The sequence below is a fragment of the Kitasatospora sp. GAS204B genome (assembly GCF_029892155.1).
Taxonomy (GTDB): Bacteria; Actinomycetota; Actinomycetes; order Streptomycetales; family Streptomycetaceae; genus Kitasatospora.
Map to the genome: position 1 here is coordinate 1 of NZ_JARZAG010000016.1, position 21,518 is coordinate 21,518.

The window sequence follows — 21,518 nt, forward strand, 5'->3', positions numbered from 1 at the left end:
CTGGGTCTGGTGAAGCTGCTCGGCGAGTCCTCGATCGGCTCGGGGGTGCGCCGGGTGGAGGCGCTGGTCGGCGTGGACGCCTACAAGTTCCTGGCCCGCGAGCACACGGTGGTGGCGCAGCTGACCGAGCTGGTCAAGGGTCGTCCGGAGGAGCTGCCGGAGAAGATCTCCGCGATGCTGGGCAAGCTGAAGGACGCCGAGAAGGAGATCGAGCGGTTCCGCGCGGAGAAGGTGCTGGCCGCCGCGGCGGGTCTGGCCGACGCGGCCGAGGACGTGCGGGGCGTGGCACTGGTCGCGGCCCGGGTCGCCGACGGTGTCGGCGCGGACGAGCTGCGCAAGCTGGTCCTGGATGTGCGCAACCGGTTGGGCTCGCGTCCGGCCGTGGTCGCGGCCTTCACGGTGGTGAACGACCGTCCGTTGACCGTGATCGCCACCAACGAGGAGGCCCGCGCGCGCGGCGTCAAGGCCGGTGAACTGGTCCGCACCGCCGCCAAGACGCTCGGCGGTGGCGGTGGCGGCAAGGACGACGTGGCCCAGGGCGGCGGCACCGACGCCCGCGCCGTGGACGCCGCCATCGCCGCCGTGCGCCACAGCGTGCACGGGAACGGCTGATCGCGTGCTGAGCGGCTACCCCCTGCCGCTGCGGGGTGCGGCGCATGTCTGGCTCGGCGACGGGAGTTCGTCCGATCCGGTCCAGGACCTGACGTTGCTCTCCGACACCGAGCGGAGCCGATGTACCAGGTTCTTCAGCCCCGAGGACCGGCGCCGTTACGTCGCCGCCTGGGCCGCGGTCCGCAGGGTGCTGGCCGGCTACCTGGACACCGGCCCCGGCGAGATCCGGCTGGGCGCCGGCCGGTCCGCGGCGCGGGACAGCGGCAGCTACCCGCAGCTCGTGGTGGAGACGTCGCAGCCGCGCGTCTGCCTGAGCGTCGCCCGGTCCGAGGATCTGTGGGTGCTCGGGCTGGCGGTCGACGACCCGATCGGGGTGGACGTCGAACACGTCCGCGGGTTCGACACCGAGGGACTCATCGACCGGTGTCTGGCACCGGAGGAGCAGCGGCAGGTGCGGACGCTGTCCGGCGGCGCGCGCGACGCGGCCTTCGTGCGGGCCTGGACCCGCAAGCAGGCGGTCATGAAGGCGGCGGGCCTGCCGCGCGCCACCGCGCCGCACCAGGTGCTGGTGCCATCGCGCGGGCCCACCGTGGTGCGGGTCGAACTGCTGCGCGACGCCCTGCGCGCACCGGGCGGCTGGCTGGTGCAGGACCTGCCGCCGGCCGGGTCCGCGCTGGCGGCGATCGCCCGGCCGGAGAGCTGCGCGGGCCCCGTGAACTGGTACGACGGCACGAGCGGGAACACCCCGGTGGGCCTCGGCCTTCCAACTCATAGCGCCGACCATGAGGAGATGTCAGAGCATGCTTGAAGCAACCGAGCCCGGTGACCGGAAGTTCCTCTTCCTGCTGGGCAGCGCCCGCCAGGGTGGCAACACCGAGACGCTCGCGCGCCGCGCGGCGGCGGGCCTGCCGGCGGACGTGCAGCAGCAGTGGCTGCGCCTGAGCGACCTGGCGCTCCCGGCCTTCGAGGACCGCCGGCACGACGGCGAAGGCATCTATCCGGACCCGGTCGACGAGGCCCGGGTGCTGCTCGACGCCACCCTGGCCGCCACCGACCTGGTGATCGCCTCGCCGCTCTACTGGTACAGCGTCTCGGCGAGCACCAAGCTCTACCTGGACCACTGGTCGGGGTGGATGCGCGTGGCGGGCCTGGACTTCAAGCCCCGGATGGGCGGCAAGACGATGTGGGCGATCAGCGCGCTCGCGACCGACGACCAGAGCGTGGCCGACCCGCTGCTCGGGACGCTGCGCAACAGCGCCGACTACATGGCGATGCGGTGGGGTGGCTCGCTGCTCGGCTACGCCAACTCTCCCGGCCAGATCCTCACCGATGCCGAGGCGCTGGAGAAGGCGGGGTCGTTCTTCGGCCTGGCGGAGCGACTCGCGGACCGCCCGCTCCAGCACAGCTGAGCTCCACCCGATCACGCTGACGGTGCGTCTTTGACGTGCCGTCAGCCGCGTTCTGGTCGCGTACGACCTTGGCAGGTCGCGCGGCGCGGAGGCCGCTGCTCGACGTCTGGTCAGCAGGGCACACCGGTCAGGACCTCCGGGGCTGCGGGTCGTCGCCGTCGGGCAGTCCGCCGCGCAGCAGGAAGCCTGCCTGGAAGCGGGAGGCGGCGCCCAGTTGGGTCATGATCTCGGAGATGTGGCGCTGGCAGGTGCGCTCCGAGACGCCGATCCGGCGGGCGATGCTCTTGTCGTCGAAACCCTCGGCCAGCAGCTTGGTGATCACGTGCTTGATGTCCCTGGAGACGGCCTTGGCCTCCTCGCGCGCGTAGCCGGTCGGGAAGTCGAGGGAGGCCAGCCAGGCGCGGTCGAACGCGGCGATCATGAAGGCGACCACATCGGGGTCGCGCACCACCAGGGCGGCGCCGGAGGACTGGCGCACTCCCATGATCCCGGTGGTCCGGTCGAAGATGATCATCCGGACGAGGCCGTCGCCATGGGTGCGGACCTGACCGCCCAGCGCGGCGACGCGTTCGGCGTAGGCGACGGCGGGCGGGTTGTAGCGGGCGGAGTGCTGGTAGATCGAGCGCATGCCGACGCCGCGGCGCAGCATGTCCTCGTCGCGGGTGACGGCGTCCTCCAGGTGGTCGATCGGGCGGCCGCCGCCCGGCTGTGAGGTCAGCACCTCGTGTTCGCAGCAGGCGGCCAGCTCGGTGAGCAACTCGCGGACGGCGTGCACATCGGTGATGAGCTCCAGCGAGCCGCGCCGGCCGCCCCGGGTGGCGGAGGCGTAGACGGGCGCCAGGCCCCGCAGGGTGCTGCGCACCTCCTCGAGGGCGAGTTGCCGCCGGTGCGCCTCCTGCTCCGCCGGGGCCAGCAGGCGGGCGGCCGCGGAGTCGGGGGCCACACAGACCCAGCCCTCGCCGTCGACGGCCGGTTGGAGCAGCCGCAGTCGAACCAGCAGCGCCACCGCCTCGTCCGCCGCCGCCGGTGGGAGCTCCAACGCGTCGGTGAGGTCCACCGATCGGAACTGATCGTGACGGGCCGCGTACCGATAGATACGAACGGCATCCTCAGTCAAGACCGGTGCACCGAGTGTAGACAGGAGTTCGTCACCTATGTCCAGCTTTCCCATAGTTGGTTCACCCTTCTGAATCCCGCCTGCCAGGAACATGATCCCCGGTAGCTGCTGACCTGCCACTGTCTGGATGAAATGTTTGAGGTGACGGGGGGACAGCGTGCCGTCCCGCGTAGAGCCACTCACCTCTCCGGAAGTTCGCGTCATGACGAAACGTCAACTCTTTCCCTTGCTGGCCACCGTGGCCCTGACGGCCTTCGCCTTCCAGGGCGCTGCCGCATCGATGGCGGGCCCGACCGCCGCCGGATCGGTCCCGCGCACCGTGCGGACGGTGCGGCAGGACTCCGCACTGATGGCCGGTCAGAGCGCCCCAACCACGGGCGCACTGGCCGGCGACACCGGCTGGGGCTGAGCCCCGATCAGGGCGCCCCACAACGAATGTCACTGAAAGTCATCAAGCGCCGATCGCGCTGACGCACAGTTGCTTTTCAATTGCTCAGGGGGTCTTCTATGTCTGCTACGCCCATCACCGGACACTCTGCATCCTTGACAGCGTCGGACTCCGACCTGCGGTCCGTCGTCGACGAGATCACCGGATGGCTCCGTTCCGCGCCCGAGACGGTGGACGCCGCGCTCACCGGCGCCGAGCGCCTGCGGATCCTCGACCAGGTGACCGCCATCAACGCGGCCGCGGCGAAGAACGACGGGGCGGCCCTGTACGCACAGCAGTTCCTGCTGGACCGGATCTACCGGATGCACACGCAGTTGACCGACCAGCCCACCGCCGAGGGCTCCTCGGTCATCCATGAGATCACCCGGCTGCTGGAGGCCGCCACGGCCGAGGCCCAGGACCGGCTGATCGAGCCCGGCCTGATCGACCAGGCCCCTGCCGAGCCCCGCGCCTACCTGTCCTGGCTCAAGCAGCTGGCCCGCGAGCACCGGGTCTACAAGCACCCCTACTACCACGAGTTCGTCCGCAACCAGGCGACCACCGACGACCTGCGCAACTACGTGATGCAGGAGTCGGTGGTGGACGGCCGGTTCGACGACCTGCTCGCGATGATGCAGGTCGGCACCGCCGGCGCGGCGAAGATGGAGATCGCCGCCAACTTCTGGGACGAGATGGGCAACGGGGACCACGAGCAGGTCCACACCCACCTGTTCAACAAGATCTTCGAGGTCTTCGACATCCCCGACAGCGAGCTGGAGAGCGCGCTGACGGCCAACTCGCTGCTCAACGGCAACCTGGCGGTCATGCTCTGCCGGTACCGCACCCTGTACCCGGAGGCGGTCGGCTACCTCGGCATGACCGAGTGGATGGCTCCCGACCGCTTCGTGCAGGTGGTGCACGCCTGGGAGCGGCTGGGGCTGCCCGAGGTCGGCATCACCTACCACAAGCTGCACATCACCATCGACTCCCAGCACGCCCAGGGCTGGTTCCACAACGTGGTGCTGCCGGCCGCGGAGTCCGAGCAGATGCGCCGCGCCATCGCGCGCGGCATCCTCTGGCGCCTGAACGCCTCCGCGGCCTACCTCGACGAGCGCATGCCGATGATCGCCGCCTGATCTCCCGTCATGGGACACCGTCCTCGTTCGCAGCATGAGCATCATGAAAGGCATCACCATGCCCCTCGGTAGCCAGGGATTCACCGTCATCGACCTGCCGGAGATCGAGCCGGACCTTCTTCCGAGCTATGACGACTGCCCGGTCGACGAGTACATGGGCAACGGCACCCGTTTCAAGCGTTTCTCACAGTACAAGCTCGAGCCGGCCGGGGCGGCGGACTGGACGTTCGAGCGCCTCGCCCACCGCGACTACACCACGTTCAAGAAGTTCAACTCGGTGGGCGGCGGCATCCGCCGCGTCTACGAGCCGATCAAGGTGGACTTCACCCCGCTGATCGCCTTCGGCGTCAAGGAGCTCGGGCTCGACCGCTCCGAGGCCTGGCAGATCAACGTCCACCAGAACCGGACCAAGGCGGACGGCGGCAAGCCCGGGCCGCTCACCCCCGAGGGCGTCCACCACGACGGCCACGAGTTCGTCATGATCGCCGTGTTGAACAAGGAGAACGTGGCCGGCGGGATGACCCGGCTGTGGCACGAGGGCGACGAAGCGCCCTTCTGGACCGGCACGTTGGAGCCGGGGCAGGCCGTGCTGCTGGACGACCGCGGGCTGGCGCACGACGTGACCGACGTGCTGTCGGCGGACGGCCGGCCGGGCCACCGCGACATCGTGATCATCGCCTTCTCCCGCTGGGCCGAGAAGTGGTACGGCGACGAGCACGACGAGGCGGCGCTGACCGACCAGGAGAGCTGAGCCACCGCTCCAGGAGAGAGGTGCCGGGCCCGTTCCCCCGCGCGATCCGCGGGGGAACGGGCCGCACCCGCAGGCCATCGACCGGACACCACAAGAGACGGGGCCATGACCGACTTCGCCAAGTACCAAGCGCTGGGCAACGACTATCTGGTGATCGACCCCCGGCACAGTGACTTCACCCCCTCTCCCGACGCGGTCCGGCTGCTCTGCGACCGCCACTTCGGCGTCGGCGCCGACGGCGTGCTGTTCGGCCCGCTGGAGCAGCCGCGTCCCGGTGTCCCGGTGCGGCTGCGCATGTTCAACTCGGACGGCAGCGTCTGCGGCCGCAGCGGCAACGGGCTGCGGCTGTTCGCGCTGTATCTTGCTGAGGAAGACGGTCAACCCCACTTCACCGAAGAGGAGTTCACCGTCCTGACCGAGTCCGGCGAGGTCGCCGTGCGGATCCTGGACCTGGCTGCCGGGGTGGTCCAGGTCGCCATGGGACAGCCCGGCTTCGCCGCCGCCGACGTCCCGCTGCTGGCCGAGGACGGCGGCGCGCCGGCCGGCCTGGCGGTCTCCGTCCCGCTCACCGTGGGCGAGGAGCGGTTCACCGTCACCTCGCTGAACAACGGCAACCCGCACACCGTGGTCCCGCTGCCCGAGGTCGACGCCGACCTGGCCCGGCGCCTGGGCCCGCTGATCGCGCGTCACCAGCGCTTCCCGCAGGCCACCAACGTGCAGTTCATGCAGGTGCTGGACCGCGCCACGGTGCGGATCGAGGTCTACGAGCGCGGCGCCGGCTACACCCTCGCCTCCGGCAGCAGCGCCTGCGCGGCGGCCGCGGTCGCCGCGCGCCTGGGCCTGGTGGACCGCCGGGTCGAGGTCCTGATGCCCGGCGGCAGCATCGACATCAGCATCGCCGAGGACGGCGGGATCACCATGACGGGCGGCGCCGAGCAGGTGGCGAAGGGGTTCTTCGCACCCGCCCTGGCCGCCCGGCTGCGCGCGCACGGCCGGGCCCCTGCTGCCGCTGTCGCCACCGACCAGCCTGCGGGAGCGACGGTATGACCGCCGGATACCCCATGCAGCGCTGGGTGTTCCAGGACGCCGCCGGACGCTTCGACATCGACCTCGGCGGCAGCAACATGCGCCCCTGGACGATGCGCGAGCTGACCGTCCCCGACGAGCTGAGCCTCGACTACGGACACGACCGCGGCATCCTCGCCCTGCGCGAGGCGGTGGCCGGCCTCTACGGCGGCACCGCCGACTCGGTCCTGATCACCCAGGGCGCCCAGCAGGCGCTCTACCTGGTGTACGCCACGCTGCTGACCCCCGGCGCGCAGGTGATCACCTTCCGCCCGGGCTGGCAGCAGTCCTGGGACATCCCGGCCGACCTGGGCTGCCGGGTCGACGCCGTCGGCTACCGGCCCGACCTGTCCTTCGACATCGAGGCCGCCCTCGCCTGCGCCGGGCCCGACCTGCGGCTGATCGTGGTCAACTCCCCCTGCAACCCGACCGGTCGGCGGATCGCGGAAGCCGACCTCGGCGTCCTGCTGGAGCTGGCCGACCGCACCGGCGCCCACCTGCTGCTGGACGAGGAGTACCGGCTGGACCTGGCGGGCTCGCCGGCGCTGCGCAGCGACCGGGTGGTGTCGGTGTCGAGCCTGTCGAAGGTGTACGGCTTCCCGGGGCTGCGGGTCGGCTGGCTCTACGGCTCGCCGGAGTTCGTCGAAGCCTGCATGCGCCGCAAGTTCTTCTCCACCATCGCCAACTCGGTGCTCTGCGAGACGCTCGCCTGCGAGGTGCTGCGCGACCGCGAGCGGTACGTGGGCACCTACCGCGAGGTGACCGGGGCCGGGCTCGAGCTGGTGCGTGACTTCGCCCGGCGCAACGCCGACGCGGTCGAGCTGGTGGAGCCCGAGGACACCCCGTTCGCCTGGCTCTGGCTGCGGACGGGCGAGGCACCTCTGGAGATGTGCCGGCGGGCGTTGGACGCCGGCGTCCTGCTGATTCCCGGCGAGACCCTGGGGGCCCACGACGGCTTCCGGGTCTGCTTCGCCCGGGAGTCCGCCGTGGTCGCCGAAGGCCTGCGGCGCACCGAACGCGTCCTGCGGCCCGCCGCCGTGGCGACCGCGGCCGCTGATCAACTACTGAACGATGTTTCGAATGGAGTGGTGTAGCCATGGCGCGCGCTGACGAGGCGACGGCAGTGGAGCCTGCGACGGCCGGGTCCGAGTTGCGACTCTCCTCCGGCCAGGAGCAGTTGTGGTTCCTGAACGAGATGTCCCCCGGCGAGACCACCTACAACGTGACCAGCGCCTACCGGCTGCGCGGTCCGCTGGACGAGGACGCGATCCGCGGGGCGCTCGATCTGCTGGTCGAGCGGCACGACATGCTGCGGGTGAGCTTCCACGCGAGGGACGGGGTGCCGCACCAGGTGGTCGCGCCGCACACGCCGGTGCGGCTTCCGGTCGTGGATCTGTCCGGCTCGGCGCCGCAGGCCCGGGAGGAGGCGCTGGACGAGGCCCTGCGGATCGAGGCCGACCTGCCCTTCGACCTGGCGACCGGGCCGATGTACCGGTTCCAGCTGTTCCGGCTGGCCGCCGACCACCACGTGCTCTGCTGCAGCTACCACCACATCATCACGGACGGCTGGTCGGGCGGGGTGATCAGCCGGGAGCTCGCCCAGGCCTACCGTGACCTGCGGGCCGGGCGGACCCCCGAGCTGCCGCCGGCCCGCGCGACCTATGCCGACCACATCGCGCAGCAGCACCAGCAGCGCGCCGACGGCGAGTGGGCGCAGGAGCTGGACTTCTGGGCGGAGCGGCTGGCCGGCCTGCCGGTGCTGGAGCTGCCGGCCGACCGGGTGCGGGCGGCCCAGCCGACCCAGGACGGCGAGACCTTCCAGGTCGACTTCCCGCTGGACCTGCTGGTGAAGGCCCGTGAACTGGCCCACGAGCGGGGCGTCTCGCTCTTCATGGTGCTCACCGCGGCCCTGAACGTGGTGATCGGCCGCTACACCGGCGAGGAGGACATCCCGCTGGGCATGCCGATGCTCGGCCGCCCCGAGGAGGAACTCGAGGACGTCGTCGGGCTGTTCATCAACATGACGGTGCTGCGCACCGACCTGTCCGGCGATCCCACCTTCGCGGAGCTGGTCGACCGGCTCGCCGAGGCGAACCTGGACACCTACGACAACCAGAACGTCCCGTTCGACCAGGTGGTCGACCGGGTCCAGCCGGTCCGCGAGCCGGGCCGCAACCCGCTCTTCCAGATCGCCACGCAGGTCCTGGGCGAGAGCACCTCGGGCTTCGGCTTCGACCTGGAGGGCCTGGAGTCGGAGATCGTCCCGGTGGCCGGTACCCGGTCCCGCTTCGACCTGTCGTTCACCTTCGTCGAGGGCGCCGAACGGCTGCGGCTGACCGTGGAGTTCGCCACCGACCTGTTCGACCGCTGGCGCGTCGAGGGCCTCACCGACCAGCTCGGCACGCTGCTCGCGGCGGCCGTGGCCGACCCGGAGCTGCCGATCTCCCGGCTCCCGTTGCTCACCGAGGCGGAGCGCGCGCGGCTGTTGGCGGTCGGCCGCGGCGAGGACTTCGACTACCCCACCGAGCCGGTGCACGCCACCATCGCCCGGATCGCCGCCGAGCGGCCCGAGCTGGTGGCGGCGGTCTGCCGCGGGGTGGAGATGACGTACGGCGAGCTGGTCCGGCGGGCCGGGCTGCTGGCCCGCCACCTGCGCTCGCTGGGTGTCAAGCACGAGCAGGTGGTCGCCATCGCGATGGACCGCGACCTGGACGCCCTGGTGGCGATCCTGGGCGTGATGTTCTCCGGCGCCGCCTACACGATCATGGATCCGGCGCACCCCAACGCCCGCCTGGACCACATGCTGCGCGACACCCAGGCCCCGCTGGTGATCACCCGCTCCACGGCGGTCGCCGAGCTGCCCGAGTCCAGCGGCTGGGGCACCGTGCTGATCGACACCGAGTGGGCGGCCATCGAAGCCGCAGCCGATACCGAGCCGCTGGAGGAGTGGGCCGACCGCGAGTCGCTGGTCTACATCCTCTACACCTCCGGCTCCACCGGGATGCCCAAGGGCGTCATGATCGAGCAGCGCGGCCTGCGGATGTTCGTCGAGGCCTACCGCCGCACCTTCGGCGAGTGGACCTCGGAGGACCGCCTGCTGCAGCTGCCCGCGCTGACCTTCGACATGTCGCAGGGCGAGATCTTCGCCGGCCTGATCAGCGGCGCCGCCATGGTGCTGGTGGCCCCCGAGGACGCCTCCTCGCCGGAGTCGCTGGCGGCCCTGATGCGCGATCAGCGGGTCACCTACGCCGGTCTGTCGCCCGCGATCCTCTCGCTGGTGGAGGCCGAGCCCTACCCGCACCTCAAGTACGTGATGGGCGGCGCGGAGGCGCTGCCCGGCGAGCTGGTCACCAAGTGGAACCTGCCGGGTCGCAAGTTCGTCAACCTGTACGGCCCCACTGAGGCGTCGGTGGCGACCACCGAGTACCTCTGCGAGCGGATCGAGTGGCAGTCCTCGCCGCCGATCGGGCGGCCGGAGTTCAGCCGCCTGCACTACGTGGTCGACAAGGCGAACAACCTGGTCCCGATCGGGGTCCCCGGCGAGCTGCTGATCGGCGGCGACGAGGGCCTGGCCCGCGGCTACCTGAACCTGCCCGAGCTGACCGACGAGAAGTTCACCCCCGACCCCTTCCTGGGCGAGGGCCGGGTCTACCGCACCGGCGACCTGGTGCGCTGGACCCCCGACCTGCAGATCGACTTCATCGGGCGGCTCGACCACCAGGTGAAGCTGCGCGGCCTGCGGATCGAGCTCGGCGAGATCGAGTCCGGGCTGGTCGCCCACCCGCGGGTGCGGATGGCGATCGTGCTGCTGCGCGAGGACGGCGGCGAGAAGCAGCTGGTCGCCTACTACACCGTGCTCGGCGAGGTGTCGCCGACGGTGGACGAGCTGCGCGCCCACCTGGGCCGCACGATGCCCGAGTACATGGTGCCGACGGCCTACGTCGAGCTGGCGGAGTTCCCGCTGACCCCGGCCCGGAAGATCAACCGGGCGGCCCTGCCGGCCCCGGTCAACCTGGCCGGTGGAGACAGCTACGTGGCCCCCGGCACGCCCACCGAGGAGCAGGTGGCGGAGGTCTTCGCCGCCGTGCTCAGCGCGGAGCGGGTCGGTTCGACCGACAGCTTCTTCGCGCTCGGCGGCAACTCGCTGCAGGCGATGCGGGCCGTCAGCCGGCTCAACAAGCGGTTCGGGGTCAAGGTCAACGTCCGCACGCTGTACGGCAATGCCACGGTCGGCGGGGTCGCCGCGGCGGTCGAGGAGCTGCTGGCGAAGAAGCGGGAGACGGCCAAGTCCGGTGGCTGACGGTCAGGAGAGCACACTCGTCCCGCTGTCCGAGCCGGGCAGCCTGCCGCCGCTGTACTGCGTGCACCCGGTCTCGGGCTCGCCGTACGGCTACTCGGTGCTGACCCGGACGCTGGGGGCGGACCAGCCGGTGTTCGGGTTCGAGGCCCCGGGCTTCGACGGGATCGGGGAACCGGCCGCCGACATGGCGGAGTTGGCCGAGCGGCACGTGGCCTCGCTGCGTGCCGCCCGGCCGCACGGCCCCTACCACCTGCTCGGCTGGTCGCTGGGCGGGGTGGTGGCCTACGAGATGGCCCGCCGGCTGACCGCCGCCGGCGAGCGGGTGCCGGTGCTGGTGCTGGTCGACTCCCCGGTGCCCGAGCCGATCGAGTCCTGGCCGCTGAGCTCGATGCTCCCGCACTTCCTGCGGGACCTGCTCGGGCTCACCGCGGGCCGCACGCCGGAGTTGGACGCGGCTCTCGCAGGACTGGGCGACGACTCCCCGCTGGTGGAGTGGTTCGCCGCCGCCGAGCGGTCCGGGCAGTTCCCCGAGGAGCTGGACGCGGAGTTCCTCGAAGAGCGCTTCACGCTCTTCGAGGCGCACGTCTCGCTGCTGATGCGGCATCGGATCGAGGCCGTCCACCAGGGCACGCTGATCTCGGTCATGGCGGCCGAGTCGGACCCGGCCGAGACGCGGTGGGGCCCGCTGGCCACCCGGGTCGAGGAGCACACCGTGCCCGGCGACCACCACTCGATGTGGACGGGGGAGGGCCTGGCGGCGCTGAGCGCCGTCGTCGCGGCCGCCCTGCGCGCGGCCCGCGCCGAACCCGAGGAAGGAGGCACGGTGTGACGGACAAGGTGGACGACGCCGCGCAGGAGGCGGTGGAGGAGGTGCCGGAACTCGCCGCGGCACCGCCGCCGGCGGGCGCGCTCTGGCGCAACCGGGACTTCGTCACCTTCTGGACGGGGGAGACCCTCTCCCTGTACGGCACGCAGATCACCACGCTGGCGCTGCCGCTCACCGCGGTGCTGGTCTTCAACGTGGGCCCCGAGCAGCTGGGGCTGCTGCGCTTCGCCCAGCTGGTGCCCTTCCTCGCCCTCGCGCTGCTCTTCGGCGTCTGGGTGGACCGGGTCCGCAAGCGGCCGGTGATGCTGGGTGCCAACCTGGTCCGGATGGCGCTGATCAGCCTGGTGCCGATCCTGCACTACACCGGGACGCTGCGGCTGTCGCTGCTGTACCTGATCGCGGTCGGCATCGGGGTGGCGACGGTGCTGTTCGACGTCAGCTGGATGTCGTACGTGCCGGTGCTGGTGAAGGACCGCCGGTACCTGATGGAGGCCAACACCAAGCTGAACGCCACCTCGGCCTCCTCCGACATCGCCGGCCCGGGCCTTGCCGGTGTGCTGGTGAGCGCCCTGTCGGCACCCGCCGCGATGGCCGCCAACGCCTTCTCCTACGCGCTGTCGGTCGTCTCGCTGCTGATCATCCGCACGCCGGAGCCCAAGCCGGCGGCACCGGAGACCAAGCGGCGGCTGCGCACCGAGGTGGCCGAGGGGCTGCGCTGGGTCTTCGGGAACACCTGGCTGCGGGCCATGGGGCTGGTCGGCTGCTCCTGCAACTTCTTCCTCACCATGGTGCAGACGCTCTTCCTGCTCTACGCGGTCCGCGAGAAGCACCTGCCGCCGGCCGCCGTGGGGTTCATCATGGGCGCGGCGGCGGTCGGCGGCCTGCTCGGCGCCATGTTCTCCGCGGTGGTGGTGCGCCGGTTCTCGGTGGGCACCGTCTACCGGGCCTCGGTGTCGGTGATCTTCCTCGGCCCGCTGCTGGTTCCCGCCGCGGGCGGGCCGCGCTGGCTGCTGATCTCGCTCTTCGTGGTCTCCTTCTTCGTCGAGTACTTCGGCAGCAGCGTCTCGAACGTGCTGATCGTGAGCCTGCGTCAGACCATCACCCCGCACAAGCTGATGGGCCGGATGACCGCCGGCATGCGGATGCTGCTCTACGGCGGCGGTGCGCTGGGCGGCCCGGTCGGCGGGCTGCTGGCCGGGCTGATGGGGCTGCACGCCGCGCTCTGGGTCGCCGGGGTGGCCGCCGCCGTGATGCTGGTCCCGATCATCCTCTCGCCGGTGGGTAAGCTGCGGGAGATGCCGCCCTCGGCCGAGGAGGGTGCGGCCGTCGGAGGTGCTTGAGGTGAGCGTCTACCACCGGGGCGAACGGGCCGTGCAGAGCCGGGTGGACGTGCTCGCCGAGGCCGACCGGATCGGCCGGAGCGTCGGGCGCGGCATCAGCGAGATGGCCGGGGTCTTCCTGGGCGTCCAGCGGATGCTGGTGCTCGGCGCGGCGGACGACGAGGGGCGGCTGTGGGCCTCGCCGCTCACCGGGCCGGCCGGCTTCGCCCGGGCCACCGGCCCGTACACCGCCGCCGTCGCCGCCCGCCCGGTGGCCGGCGACCCGCTGGCCGAGGCGCTCACCGCGCGCCCGGCCCCGGTCGGGGTGCTCGCCCTCGATCCCCGGATCCCCCGCCGGCTGCGCGTGAACGGCACCGCGCGGCCCACCCCGCGCGGGCTCGCGATCGACACCGAGCAGGTCTTCGCCAACTGCCCCAGGTACCTGCGCAGGCGTCGACTCCTGGACGGCGCACCGGTTCTGGCCACCGGGCCAGGACCGGTGGCCAGAACCGGTGCGCTCGACGCCGAGCAGCGGCAGCTGATCGGCCGCTGCGACACCTTCTTCATCGCCACCGCCGCCGACTCCGGCAGCGCGGACGCCAGCCACCGCGGCGGCGACCCCGGCTTCGTCCAGGTGCTCTCGTCCACCCGGCTGGCCTGGCCGGACTACCCGGGCAACGCGATGTTCATGACCCTCGGCAACCTGGAACTCGACGCCCGCGCCGGCCTGCTGTTCCTCGACTGGACGACCGGGGCCACCCTGCACCTCACCGGCACGGCTCACGCCGAGTTCGGCGCGGCGGGTCGCACCGTGCACTTCGAACTGGCCGAGGCGGTGGCGAACCCGGCCGGCAGCCCGCTGCGCTGGTCGACCCCCGAGCCCCTCGATTCGGGCCGTCGCCAGCCGATCTGACCGACCGTTACGATGCCCGCCATGGACGTACGATCAGCGTTCGAATCCGAGCGGGAGAGCTTCCTGCGCACCCTGCTGGCCGCCTTCGGGCAGCTCCCGCAGCCCCCGGCCCAGGGGCAGGGCGGCTGGTGGTACGCCTACGAGATGGACCGCAACCTGTTCGCCGAGCGGGACGGCGTGCCGATCGGCACCGCCGGCGCGTACAGCTTCGAACTCACCCTGCCCGGCGGCCCGGTGGCCCCGGTCGCCGGGGTGACCGCGGTCGGCGTGCTGCCCACCCACCGGCGGCAGGGGGTGCTGACCGCGCTGATGCGCCACCAGCTCGACCAGCTGTGCGGGCAGGGCGAGTTCCTCGCCGTGCTGATCGCCTCGGAGGCGCTGATCTACCGCCGCTTCGGCTACGGCCCGGCCACCTTCCGGCAGCGGCTGACCGTGCCGCGCCACCGGGCGGCCGTCGCCGGACCCGCGGTGCCCGGTTCGATCGAACTGCGCGAGCGGGCCGGCAGCGCCGAGCTGCTGGCCGAGATCTACGACCGCTACCGGCGCACCCAGCCGGGCGAGCTCTCCCGCCCGGCGCACTGGTGGGCGCTGGGCGCGGGGCAGCCGCCGGTGTCCCTCGCCCCGCGCCACCTCGCCGTGCACCGCGATCCGAGCGGCACCGCCGACGGCTACGCCAGCTACCTGGTCGGCCCCACCGATCCGGTCTCCCGCACCCGGGAACTCACCGTGGACGAGATCGTCGCGGTCGACAGCGCGGCGCACCGGGCGCTGGTGCGCTACTGCCTCTCGCACGACCTGGTCCACCGGGTCGTGCTGGCCAACCTGCCGCCGGAGAACGACGTGCGCTGGCAGCTGGCCGATCACCGCGGCGCCCAGCTGACGGAGGATCAGGACGCGCTCTGGCTGCGCCTGCTCGACGTCCCGCGCGCGCTCACCGCCCGCCGCTACCTCGCCGACGGGCGGCTGGTGCTGGACGTCCTGGACCCGTTCCGTCCCGCCACCGGCGGCCGGTACGAGCTGACCGTGACCCCGGACGGCGCGCGCTGCGAGCCGACCGAGCGCGAGCCGGACCTCACCCTGGACATCAGCGACCTGGCCTCGCTCTACCTGGGTGGCGTGGCCGCCGGCGCCCTGGTCCGGGCCGGCCGGATCCGGGCCCACCACCCGCGGGCCGCCGCCCGCGCGGACGCCCTCTTCCGCACCGAGCGGCCCCCGCACTGCCTGCACGCGTTCTGACCGGGCCGCCGCCTGGCGCGAGCCGTGCGGTGACCGGCCCCCGGCCCGCCGATCCGTCCCGGCATGCCCGGCGCGGCGGCCTGTGTGACCCTGGAGCGGAGCTGTCCCGCCGCCGGCGCTCCTCGCGGAGCGTCGGCCGTCGGAAGGACCGTCGTCCGTGGCCAAGCCCTCGCTCTCGTCGCTCCCGCTCTCCCCTTCTTCCCCCCTGCGTTCTTCCACCCCGCGTTCTTCCGCCCCGGGCCACCCTGCCGCCTCGTCCGCGCTGCGCCGCCGGGTCCGGTGGGCCGGCCGATCCGCGGTCGGCGCCGCGGTGACGGCCCCGGTGCTGCTCTCGCTGCTGATACCCGCGACCACCGCGCAGGCGGCAGCCGTCGCCGCGCCGGTGGTCGTGCCCCTCGGTGCCTCGTCGGACCAGCCCGACCAGGCCGTCCAGCCCGCCCAGCCGGATCCGTCCGGCTCGCCGTTCCGTCCGAAGCTGCGCCCGATACCCGAGCCGTCGCCGAGCACCGCGACCCCGCCGGGGGAGGGAAGCACGGGCTCCGCGACGGCCGTCCCCGGCTCCACCCCGCCGCAGACCGCCGCCGCCACCCCGCCCGGCGCCGCGCCAGGCACCCCCGGTGCCGCCGGCTCGCCCACCGCGACCCGGCACCCGAGTCCCACCGCCGCCCGCCCCACCGCCTCGCCAACCGCCGCCGGCGTCACCGCGACCCGCCCGGCCACGACCCGGCCGACGCCCGGCGACCCGCCGACCGATCCGGCGGGCGACCCACCTGCCGATCTGGCGGGCGACCCACCTGCCGATCCGGTGGGCGACCCACCCAGCGGCCTGCCGGCCGGCCCGTCCGACGGCGGCTGCGCCGGCTGGATCTCGGTGATCCCCGCGGCCGCCCCGCCGACCGAGGCCCAGGGCGCCGTCCCCGCGGTGCCGGCCGATCCCGCCGCCCTCGCCCGGCCCGCCGACCAGGCCACGCCCGCCCCGGTGGCCGACCCGGGCACCCCCGCCCTGCCGGCCGCGCCCGCGACCGCGCGGCCGGGGGTACCCGGGTCGCTCGCCGTGGTGCGGCTGCGCGGCCCGGTGGTGCTGGTGCTGCCGATGGGCGCCGGACTGGTGCTGATCGGCCTCGGACTGGCCCTGGTCGGCCTGCGGCTGCGCCGCGACTGAGCCAGCCGTGAGGTGGTCGGTTGACCCTCCGGAGCGTCGAAGCATATGAAGGAGGTATGACGAAGCCGCTGAACGAACGGCCCGAGCACGAGCCGTACCAGGGATCGACGCGATCGGACTCTCCGTCCGAGGAGGGCCCGCAGCAGGTGCTGATCGTCGGCCCGGACGGGATGGCGGTCGGCACGGCGCCGGGCGGCGCGGGCCGCGCCTTCGGTCGCGCCGGTGAGGGACAGGGCGAGCAGCGCGAGCTGCCGGTGACCGAGATGGTCGAGCAGCCCGCCAAGGTGATGCGGATCGGCAGCATGATCAAGCAGCTGCTGGAGGAGGTCCGCGCCGCTCCCCTCGACGAGGCCAGCAGGGTCCGGTTGAAGGACATCCACGCCAGCTCGATCAAGGAGCTGGAACTCGGCCTGGCCCCGGAGCTGGTGGCCGAGCTGGAGCGGCTCTCGCTGCCGTTCACCGAGGACACCATTCCCACCGAGGCCGAGCTGCGGATCGCCCAGGCCCAGCTGGTCGGCTGGCTGGAGGGCCTGTTCCACGGCATCCAGACCGCGCTCTTCGCCCAGCAGATGGCCGCCCGGGCCCAGCTGGAGCAGATGCGCCGGGCGCTGCCGCCCGGCAGCGCGCCGCAGGACCTGGACTTCGAGGAGCCGGGCGAGGGCCGCGGCCTGCGCTCGGGCCCGTACCTGTAGCTCGTACCCGGTGCACCGCGCCCCCGCCCGCTGGGCCGGGAGCGGTGGCACCGGGCCGCACGGCAGCCGATACCCTGACCCCTGTCGACGGCCCGCCGAGGGGGAAGCAGAGGACCATGAGCGAGGACGGCAGCACCGGAGTGGACCAACCGATGGGGCAGCTCCACTCGCTGGGCCACGGCCGGTATGTCCTGCAACGCCTGTTGGGCGAGGGCGGCATGGCCTCGGTCCACCTGGCCTACGACAACACGCTGGGCCGCAATGTCGCGGTGAAGACCCTGCACACCGAGCTGGGCCGGGAGGCGTCCTTCCGCGAGCGCTTCCGCCGCGAGGCGCAGGCCGTCGCCCGGCTGTCGCACGCCAACATCGTCACCGTCTACGACAGCGGCGAGGAGGTGGCGCCGGACGGCGCGACCACCCCGTACATCGTGATGGAGCTGGTCGAGGGCCTCTCGCTGCGCGACGTGCTGAACCAGGCGATCGCCGAGCACGGCGCGATGCCCACCGAGCAGGCGCTGCGGATCACCGGCGCGGTGCTGGCCGCCCTGGACACCTCGCACGACCAGGGTCTGGTGCACCGCGACATCAAGCCGGGCAACGTCATGGTGAACACCAAGGGCGAAGTCAAGGTGATGGACTTCGGCATCGCCCGGGCCATGCAGTCGGGGGTCACCTCGATGACCCAGACCGGCATGGTGGTCGGCACCCCGCAGTACCTCTCGCCCGAGCAGGCGCTCGGCAAGAGCGTGGACGCCCGCTCCGACCTCTACTCGGTCGGCTGCATGCTCTTCGAACTGCTCACCGGGCAGCTGCCGTTCGACGGGGACTCGCCGTTCTCGATCGCCTACAAGCACGTCCAGGAGCAGCCGCCGGCGCCGTCCAGCGTGAACCGGGCGGTCAGCCCGGCGGTGGACGCGCTGGTCGCCCGCGCGCTGCGCAAGGACCCGTCGCACCGGTTCCCGACCGCCGCCGCGATGCGCGAGGAGGTCGAGCGGGTCGCGGCAGGGGAGCGGGGCGGCGGTGGTGGCGGCACCCCGCTGGTGATCAGCGAGGGCCCGCGGTCGGCGCACGCCGCCTCGTCGTCGCTGGCCAACTTCCCGCCGGTCATCGGTGACATCAACACCCCGAACCCGCAGGTCGCCCAGCCCTACCAGCCGATGCACACCGGCTCGCCGTACGGCCCGGGGCCGCACACCCCGCCGCCGCCGAGCTACGGTCCGGGCCCGACCGCCCAGCCGCCGGGCTTCCAGCAGCCGCAGGCGTACCCGACCCCGGTGCCGCAGCCGTTCCAGACCCCGCCCGCCTTCCCGCGGCAGGGCCAGACCCCGCCGCCGATGCCGGGCCCGCTGCAGCAGGGGGCCCCGTACCAGCAGCCGCCGGCCCTGGTGAAGGCCGACAACCGCGGGTGCTCCACGGCGCTGGTGGTGGTCGGGGTGATCATCGGCCTGATCGTGCTGATGGTCATCATCATCGCCATCGTGGCGACCAGGAGCACGGATACCAGCTCCAGCGGCCTGCCGCACCTGCCCGCCGTGGTCGCCCAGCTGTCGCCCGGGCCCGACCTGGGCTGACACCGGGCCGGCACCGGTTCGGCCACCCCGCCCCCCGCAACGCATTCGGGGTGCGGGGGCCGGAGGCGGTAGCGTTCTGGAGGAGCGAATCGAAAGGGCGACCGCGACCAGAGCGTCGGCCCGGGGCGAGGAGTAATGGCACAGACGCATGAGCCCAGCGACGGCGAGGAGTTCACTCCCGCCCCCGGTGCCGGTCCTGAACAGCCGCCCCTGCCCGAGAGCGACGCCGAGGAGACCACCGCGGCCCGCGCCCTGGGCCAGCCGCCCGGCGCGCCCTACGGCGGCCCCGGCACTCCGAGCCGGGGCATCGCGGCGGCGCTCGGCACTCTCGGTGACGGCCGCTACCGGCTGACCCACCGGTTGGGCCGCGGCGGCATGGCCGAGGTGCTGGCCGCCCAGGACATCCGGCTCGGCCGCCAGGTCGCCGTCAAGCTGCTCCGCCCCGAGCTGGCCCAGGACGAGGTGGCCCGGCTGCGGTTCACCCGCGAGGCGCACTCGGTGGCCTCGCTGAACCACCACTCGATCGTCGCGGTCTACGACACCGGCGAGGAGCTGGTGGGCGGTGAGTCGACCCCGTACATCGTGATGGAGCTGGTCGAGGGCCGCACGGTGCGCGAGCTGCTGGTGGCCGAGCAGGCGCCGCCGGTCGACCAGGCGCTGATCATCATCGCCGGGGTGCTGGAGGCGCTGGACTACAGCCACCGGCACGGCATCGTGCACCGCGACATCAAGCCCGCGAACGTGATCATCACGACCAGCGGCGCGGTCAAGGTGATGGACTTCGGCATCGCCCGCGCGCTCGACGGCGCGGCCAGCACGATGACCCAGACCGGCATGGTGATGGGCACCCCGCAGTACCTCTCGCCCGAGCAGGCGCTGGGCAAGCCGGTCGACCACCGCTCCGACCTGTACGCGGCCGGCTGCATGCTCTACGAACTGCTCGCGCTGCGCCCGCCGTTCACCGGCGACACCCCGCTCTCGGTGGTCTACCAGCACGTCCAGGACGCTCCGGTGCCGCCCTCGCAGGCCAACTCCCGGGTGCCCTGGCAGCTGGACGAGCTGGTGCTGCGCTCGCTGGCGAAGAACCCGGACGACCGGTTCCAGGGCGCCGACGAGTTCCGCGCCCACGTGCAGCACGCGCTGCGCGAGATGCACGGCGGCGCGGGCGGCTACCCGACCACCCTGCTCGGCGGGTACGACGGCACGCCGGGGCAGGGCACCGCGGTCACCGCGGTGCTCGGGGCGAGCGCGCTGCCGCCGAACGACCGGACCGCGGTGCTGAACGGCTACCAGACCCCGCGGGCGCCCTACGGCGGCGCGGGCGGCGGGTCCGGCAGCGGCGGTGGCGACGGCTACGGCGACGGGTACCAGGACGAGCCGCGGCCCGCGGGCCGCCGCAAGGCGTTGGCCTGGGCGGCCGGCGTGGTGCTGGTGCTGGCGGCCGGGATCGGCGTCGCGGTCGCGGCCAACGGCGGCGGTGGTGGCGGTGGCGGCCAGAACGTGCTCCCGCCGCAGCAGAGCAGCTCGGTCTCGACCGACACGCCGAGCGACTCGCCGACCACGCAGAGCCCGACGTCCACCCCGTCGGCGAGCTCGAGCCACAGCCGGAGCAGCTACCAGCCGCCCAGCGACAACACGCCGCCGAGCCAGCCCAGCTACCGGCCGACGCGGTCCGCTTCGCCGAGCGGCAGCGCGTCCTCCTCGGCGTCGGCCTCGACGTCCTCCTCGGCGTCCGCGTCCTCCTCCGCCTCGTCCAGCGCGAGCTCGGGCTCGTCGCCGAGCGGCGTCCCGAGCAGCGCGACCAGCGCGCCGCCGAGCGGGTCCAGCCACTCGCCGATCACGGGGACGCTCCTGCCCGGATAACTGCCGGTTTCGTCAGTTCACGAACGCGTCGAGGACCTGCTCGTACTCCTGGCACCACCAGACCGTCTGCGCGGCGGCGGCCGGGAAGAGCGGGTCCGCGCGCGGATCGGCGCGCTGGTAGCGCCACTGCAGCATCCAGAAGTCGTTCAGCCGCTCCCACCAGACCCGGTGCACCGCGAGCGCGAGTTCCTCGGCCCCGGCGCCGGCCGTGGCCCGGTAGCCGCGGGCGTAGTGCCGCACCCGGGCCAGGTCCAGCTCGCCGGTGGCCGGGTCGTTGAAGATCAGCGTGGCGGCCCGGACGGTCTCCTCGGCACGCGGCCGCACCCGCAGCCGGTCCCAGTCCAGCACCGCCACCACCCGCTCACCGCGGTGCAGCAGGTTGAGCCCGTGGAAGTCGCCGTGCACCCAGCCCGAGGGCGCGATCGCGGTCGGCGCGGGCCGGCGGTGCCGGTGCGCGCCGAGCAGGTCGGCCCGCTCGGCCAGCCGGTACTCGGCCAGCCGGTCGAAGGCGTGGTAGGGGCGGCGTCGGGCGGCCAGCTCGGCCAGCCGGGCGGCCAGTTCGAGGCCGGCGTCGGGGTCGGCGCTGGGCAGCGCGACGGGCTGGGTGACGGGGGCGCAGACCCGCGCCAGGGCGCCGTGCAGCTCGGCGAGCAGCGTGCCGAGCGCGCCGCACGCCGTCGGTGTCAACTCGGCGCCGGTGCGATGCCGGCCCGCCACCCAGGGGTAGAGCGCGAAGTGGCGGTCCTGGTGGTCGGTGACGGTGCGGCCGTCCCGGGCGGCCAGCGGCGGCGGCACCGGCAGGCCCAGCTCGGCCAGCGCGCCGCTGGCCCGGTGCTGGGCGGTGATCGCGGCCGAGGTGGCGGTGGCCGGCTCGACGTAGCACTTCAGGAAGTACCGCCCGCTGTCGGTGGTCACCCGGTAGCCGCGGTTCAGCAGGCCCTCGGCCACCGGCTCGGCGGCCAGCAGCCGGCCGACCCGGAAGTCACGCAGTACCCGCGCGATGACCTGGCGCGGGACGGGTGGGCTGAGCGTGCCGACCGGCGGGGCAGCGGCGTCGGGGCCGTCCAGCGGCGGGGCGTCGGCCAGGACGATCTCACGGTAGGTCACGCTTGGTGATCG

General features: G+C 73.0%; 19 protein-coding genes. 17 read left to right on the forward strand and 2 right to left on the reverse strand.

Annotated features, from left to right (window positions below; translation table 11 throughout):
• The 3 genes from P3T41_RS21695 to P3T41_RS21705 all read left to right on the forward strand — a co-directional run.
• Positions 1-612: DHHA1 domain-containing protein (locus tag P3T41_RS21695; RefSeq protein WP_280691651.1), on the forward strand; the 612-nt coding region annotated here is incomplete at its 5' end.
• A gap of 4 nt (positions 613-616) precedes the next feature.
• A complete protein-coding gene (locus tag P3T41_RS21700; protein WP_280691652.1) occupies positions 617-1,420 on the forward strand; it encodes a 4'-phosphopantetheinyl transferase superfamily protein in 804 nt (267 codons plus the stop codon).
• Positions 1,413-2,021, forward strand: a complete 609-nt coding sequence (locus P3T41_RS21705; protein WP_280691653.1) for an NAD(P)H-dependent oxidoreductase — start codon at positions 1,413-1,415, stop codon at positions 2,019-2,021. Before P3T41_RS21700 ends, P3T41_RS21705 begins: the two co-directional genes overlap by 8 nt.
• 127 nt (positions 2,022-2,148) lie before the next feature.
• Here the strand turns inward: P3T41_RS21705 and P3T41_RS21710 are convergent, their stop codons facing one another.
• Complete coding sequence (locus P3T41_RS21710; protein ID WP_280691654.1) at positions 2,149-3,078, reverse strand: helix-turn-helix transcriptional regulator; 930 nt, start codon at positions 3,076-3,078, stop codon at positions 2,149-2,151.
• A 262-nt stretch (positions 3,079-3,340) separates the two neighbouring features.
• Between P3T41_RS21710 and P3T41_RS21715 the strand changes: the two genes are divergently transcribed.
• The 14 genes from P3T41_RS21715 to P3T41_RS21780 all read left to right on the forward strand — a co-directional run bounded on the left by P3T41_RS21715 (position 3,341) and on the right by P3T41_RS21780 (position 20,399).
• Positions 3,341-3,547, forward strand: coding sequence for a hypothetical protein (locus tag P3T41_RS21715; protein WP_280691655.1), 207 nt, complete (start codon positions 3,341-3,343; stop codon positions 3,545-3,547).
• A 134-nt stretch (positions 3,548-3,681) separates the two neighbouring features.
• Positions 3,682-4,701, forward strand: a complete 1,020-nt coding sequence (locus P3T41_RS21720; RefSeq protein WP_280691656.1) for an iron-containing redox enzyme family protein — start codon at positions 3,682-3,684, stop codon at positions 4,699-4,701.
• Between the two features lie 43 nt (positions 4,702-4,744).
• Positions 4,745-5,452, forward strand: a complete 708-nt coding sequence (locus P3T41_RS21725) for a 2OG-Fe dioxygenase family protein (RefSeq protein ID WP_280691657.1) — start codon at positions 4,745-4,747, stop codon at positions 5,450-5,452.
• Between the two features lie 105 nt (positions 5,453-5,557).
• Positions 5,558-6,499, forward strand: a complete 942-nt coding sequence (dapF, locus tag P3T41_RS21730; RefSeq protein WP_280691658.1) for a diaminopimelate epimerase — start codon at positions 5,558-5,560, stop codon at positions 6,497-6,499.
• The gene (locus P3T41_RS21735) at positions 6,496-7,611 is read left to right on the forward strand and encodes a pyridoxal phosphate-dependent aminotransferase (RefSeq protein ID WP_280691659.1); all 1,116 of its coding nucleotides are present in this window, start codon (positions 6,496-6,498) and stop codon (positions 7,609-7,611) included. The genes dapF and P3T41_RS21735 overlap by 4 nt, the downstream gene beginning before the upstream one ends.
• A gap of 2 nt (positions 7,612-7,613) precedes the next feature.
• On the forward strand, positions 7,614-10,817 hold the full coding sequence (locus tag P3T41_RS21740; protein WP_280691660.1) for an amino acid adenylation domain-containing protein: 3,204 nt from the start codon (positions 7,614-7,616) through the stop codon (positions 10,815-10,817).
• Positions 10,810-11,646 (forward strand): alpha/beta fold hydrolase, encoded by an 837-nt coding sequence (locus tag P3T41_RS21745; RefSeq protein WP_280691661.1) that lies wholly within the window; start codon positions 10,810-10,812, stop codon positions 11,644-11,646. The genes P3T41_RS21740 and P3T41_RS21745 overlap by 8 nt, the downstream gene beginning before the upstream one ends.
• A complete protein-coding gene (locus tag P3T41_RS21750) occupies positions 11,643-12,983 on the forward strand; it encodes an MFS transporter (protein WP_280691662.1) in 1,341 nt (446 codons plus the stop codon). Before P3T41_RS21745 ends, P3T41_RS21750 begins: the two co-directional genes overlap by 4 nt.
• Before the next feature lies 1 nt (position 12,984).
• The gene (locus P3T41_RS21755; protein WP_280691663.1) at positions 12,985-13,875 is read left to right on the forward strand and encodes a pyridoxamine 5'-phosphate oxidase family protein; all 891 of its coding nucleotides are present in this window, start codon (positions 12,985-12,987) and stop codon (positions 13,873-13,875) included.
• A gap of 21 nt (positions 13,876-13,896) precedes the next feature.
• On the forward strand, positions 13,897-15,111 hold the full coding sequence (locus tag P3T41_RS21760; RefSeq protein ID WP_280691664.1) for a GNAT family N-acetyltransferase: 1,215 nt from the start codon (positions 13,897-13,899) through the stop codon (positions 15,109-15,111).
• A gap of 157 nt (positions 15,112-15,268) precedes the next feature.
• Positions 15,269-16,273 carry a hypothetical protein gene (locus P3T41_RS21765; protein ID WP_280691665.1) on the forward strand — a complete coding sequence of 335 codons (1,005 nt, stop codon included), beginning with the start codon at positions 15,269-15,271 and terminating at the stop codon, positions 16,271-16,273.
• A gap of 56 nt (positions 16,274-16,329) precedes the next feature.
• Positions 16,330-16,965 (forward strand): bacterial proteasome activator family protein, encoded by a 636-nt coding sequence (locus tag P3T41_RS21770; RefSeq protein ID WP_280691666.1) that lies wholly within the window; start codon positions 16,330-16,332, stop codon positions 16,963-16,965.
• 116 nt (positions 16,966-17,081) lie between these two features.
• Positions 17,082-18,536: a protein kinase gene (locus tag P3T41_RS21775; RefSeq protein ID WP_280691667.1), complete on the forward strand. Its 1,455-nt coding sequence runs from the start codon at positions 17,082-17,084 to the stop codon at positions 18,534-18,536.
• 135 nt (positions 18,537-18,671) lie between these two features.
• Complete coding sequence (locus P3T41_RS21780) at positions 18,672-20,399, forward strand: protein kinase (protein WP_280691668.1); 1,728 nt, start codon at positions 18,672-18,674, stop codon at positions 20,397-20,399.
• 12 nt (positions 20,400-20,411) lie between these two features.
• Here the strand turns inward: P3T41_RS21780 and P3T41_RS21785 are convergent, their stop codons facing one another.
• Positions 20,412-21,506, reverse strand: coding sequence for a phosphotransferase (locus P3T41_RS21785; protein WP_280691669.1), 1,095 nt, complete (start codon positions 21,504-21,506; stop codon positions 20,412-20,414).
• Positions 21,507-21,518 lie beyond the last annotated feature (12 nt).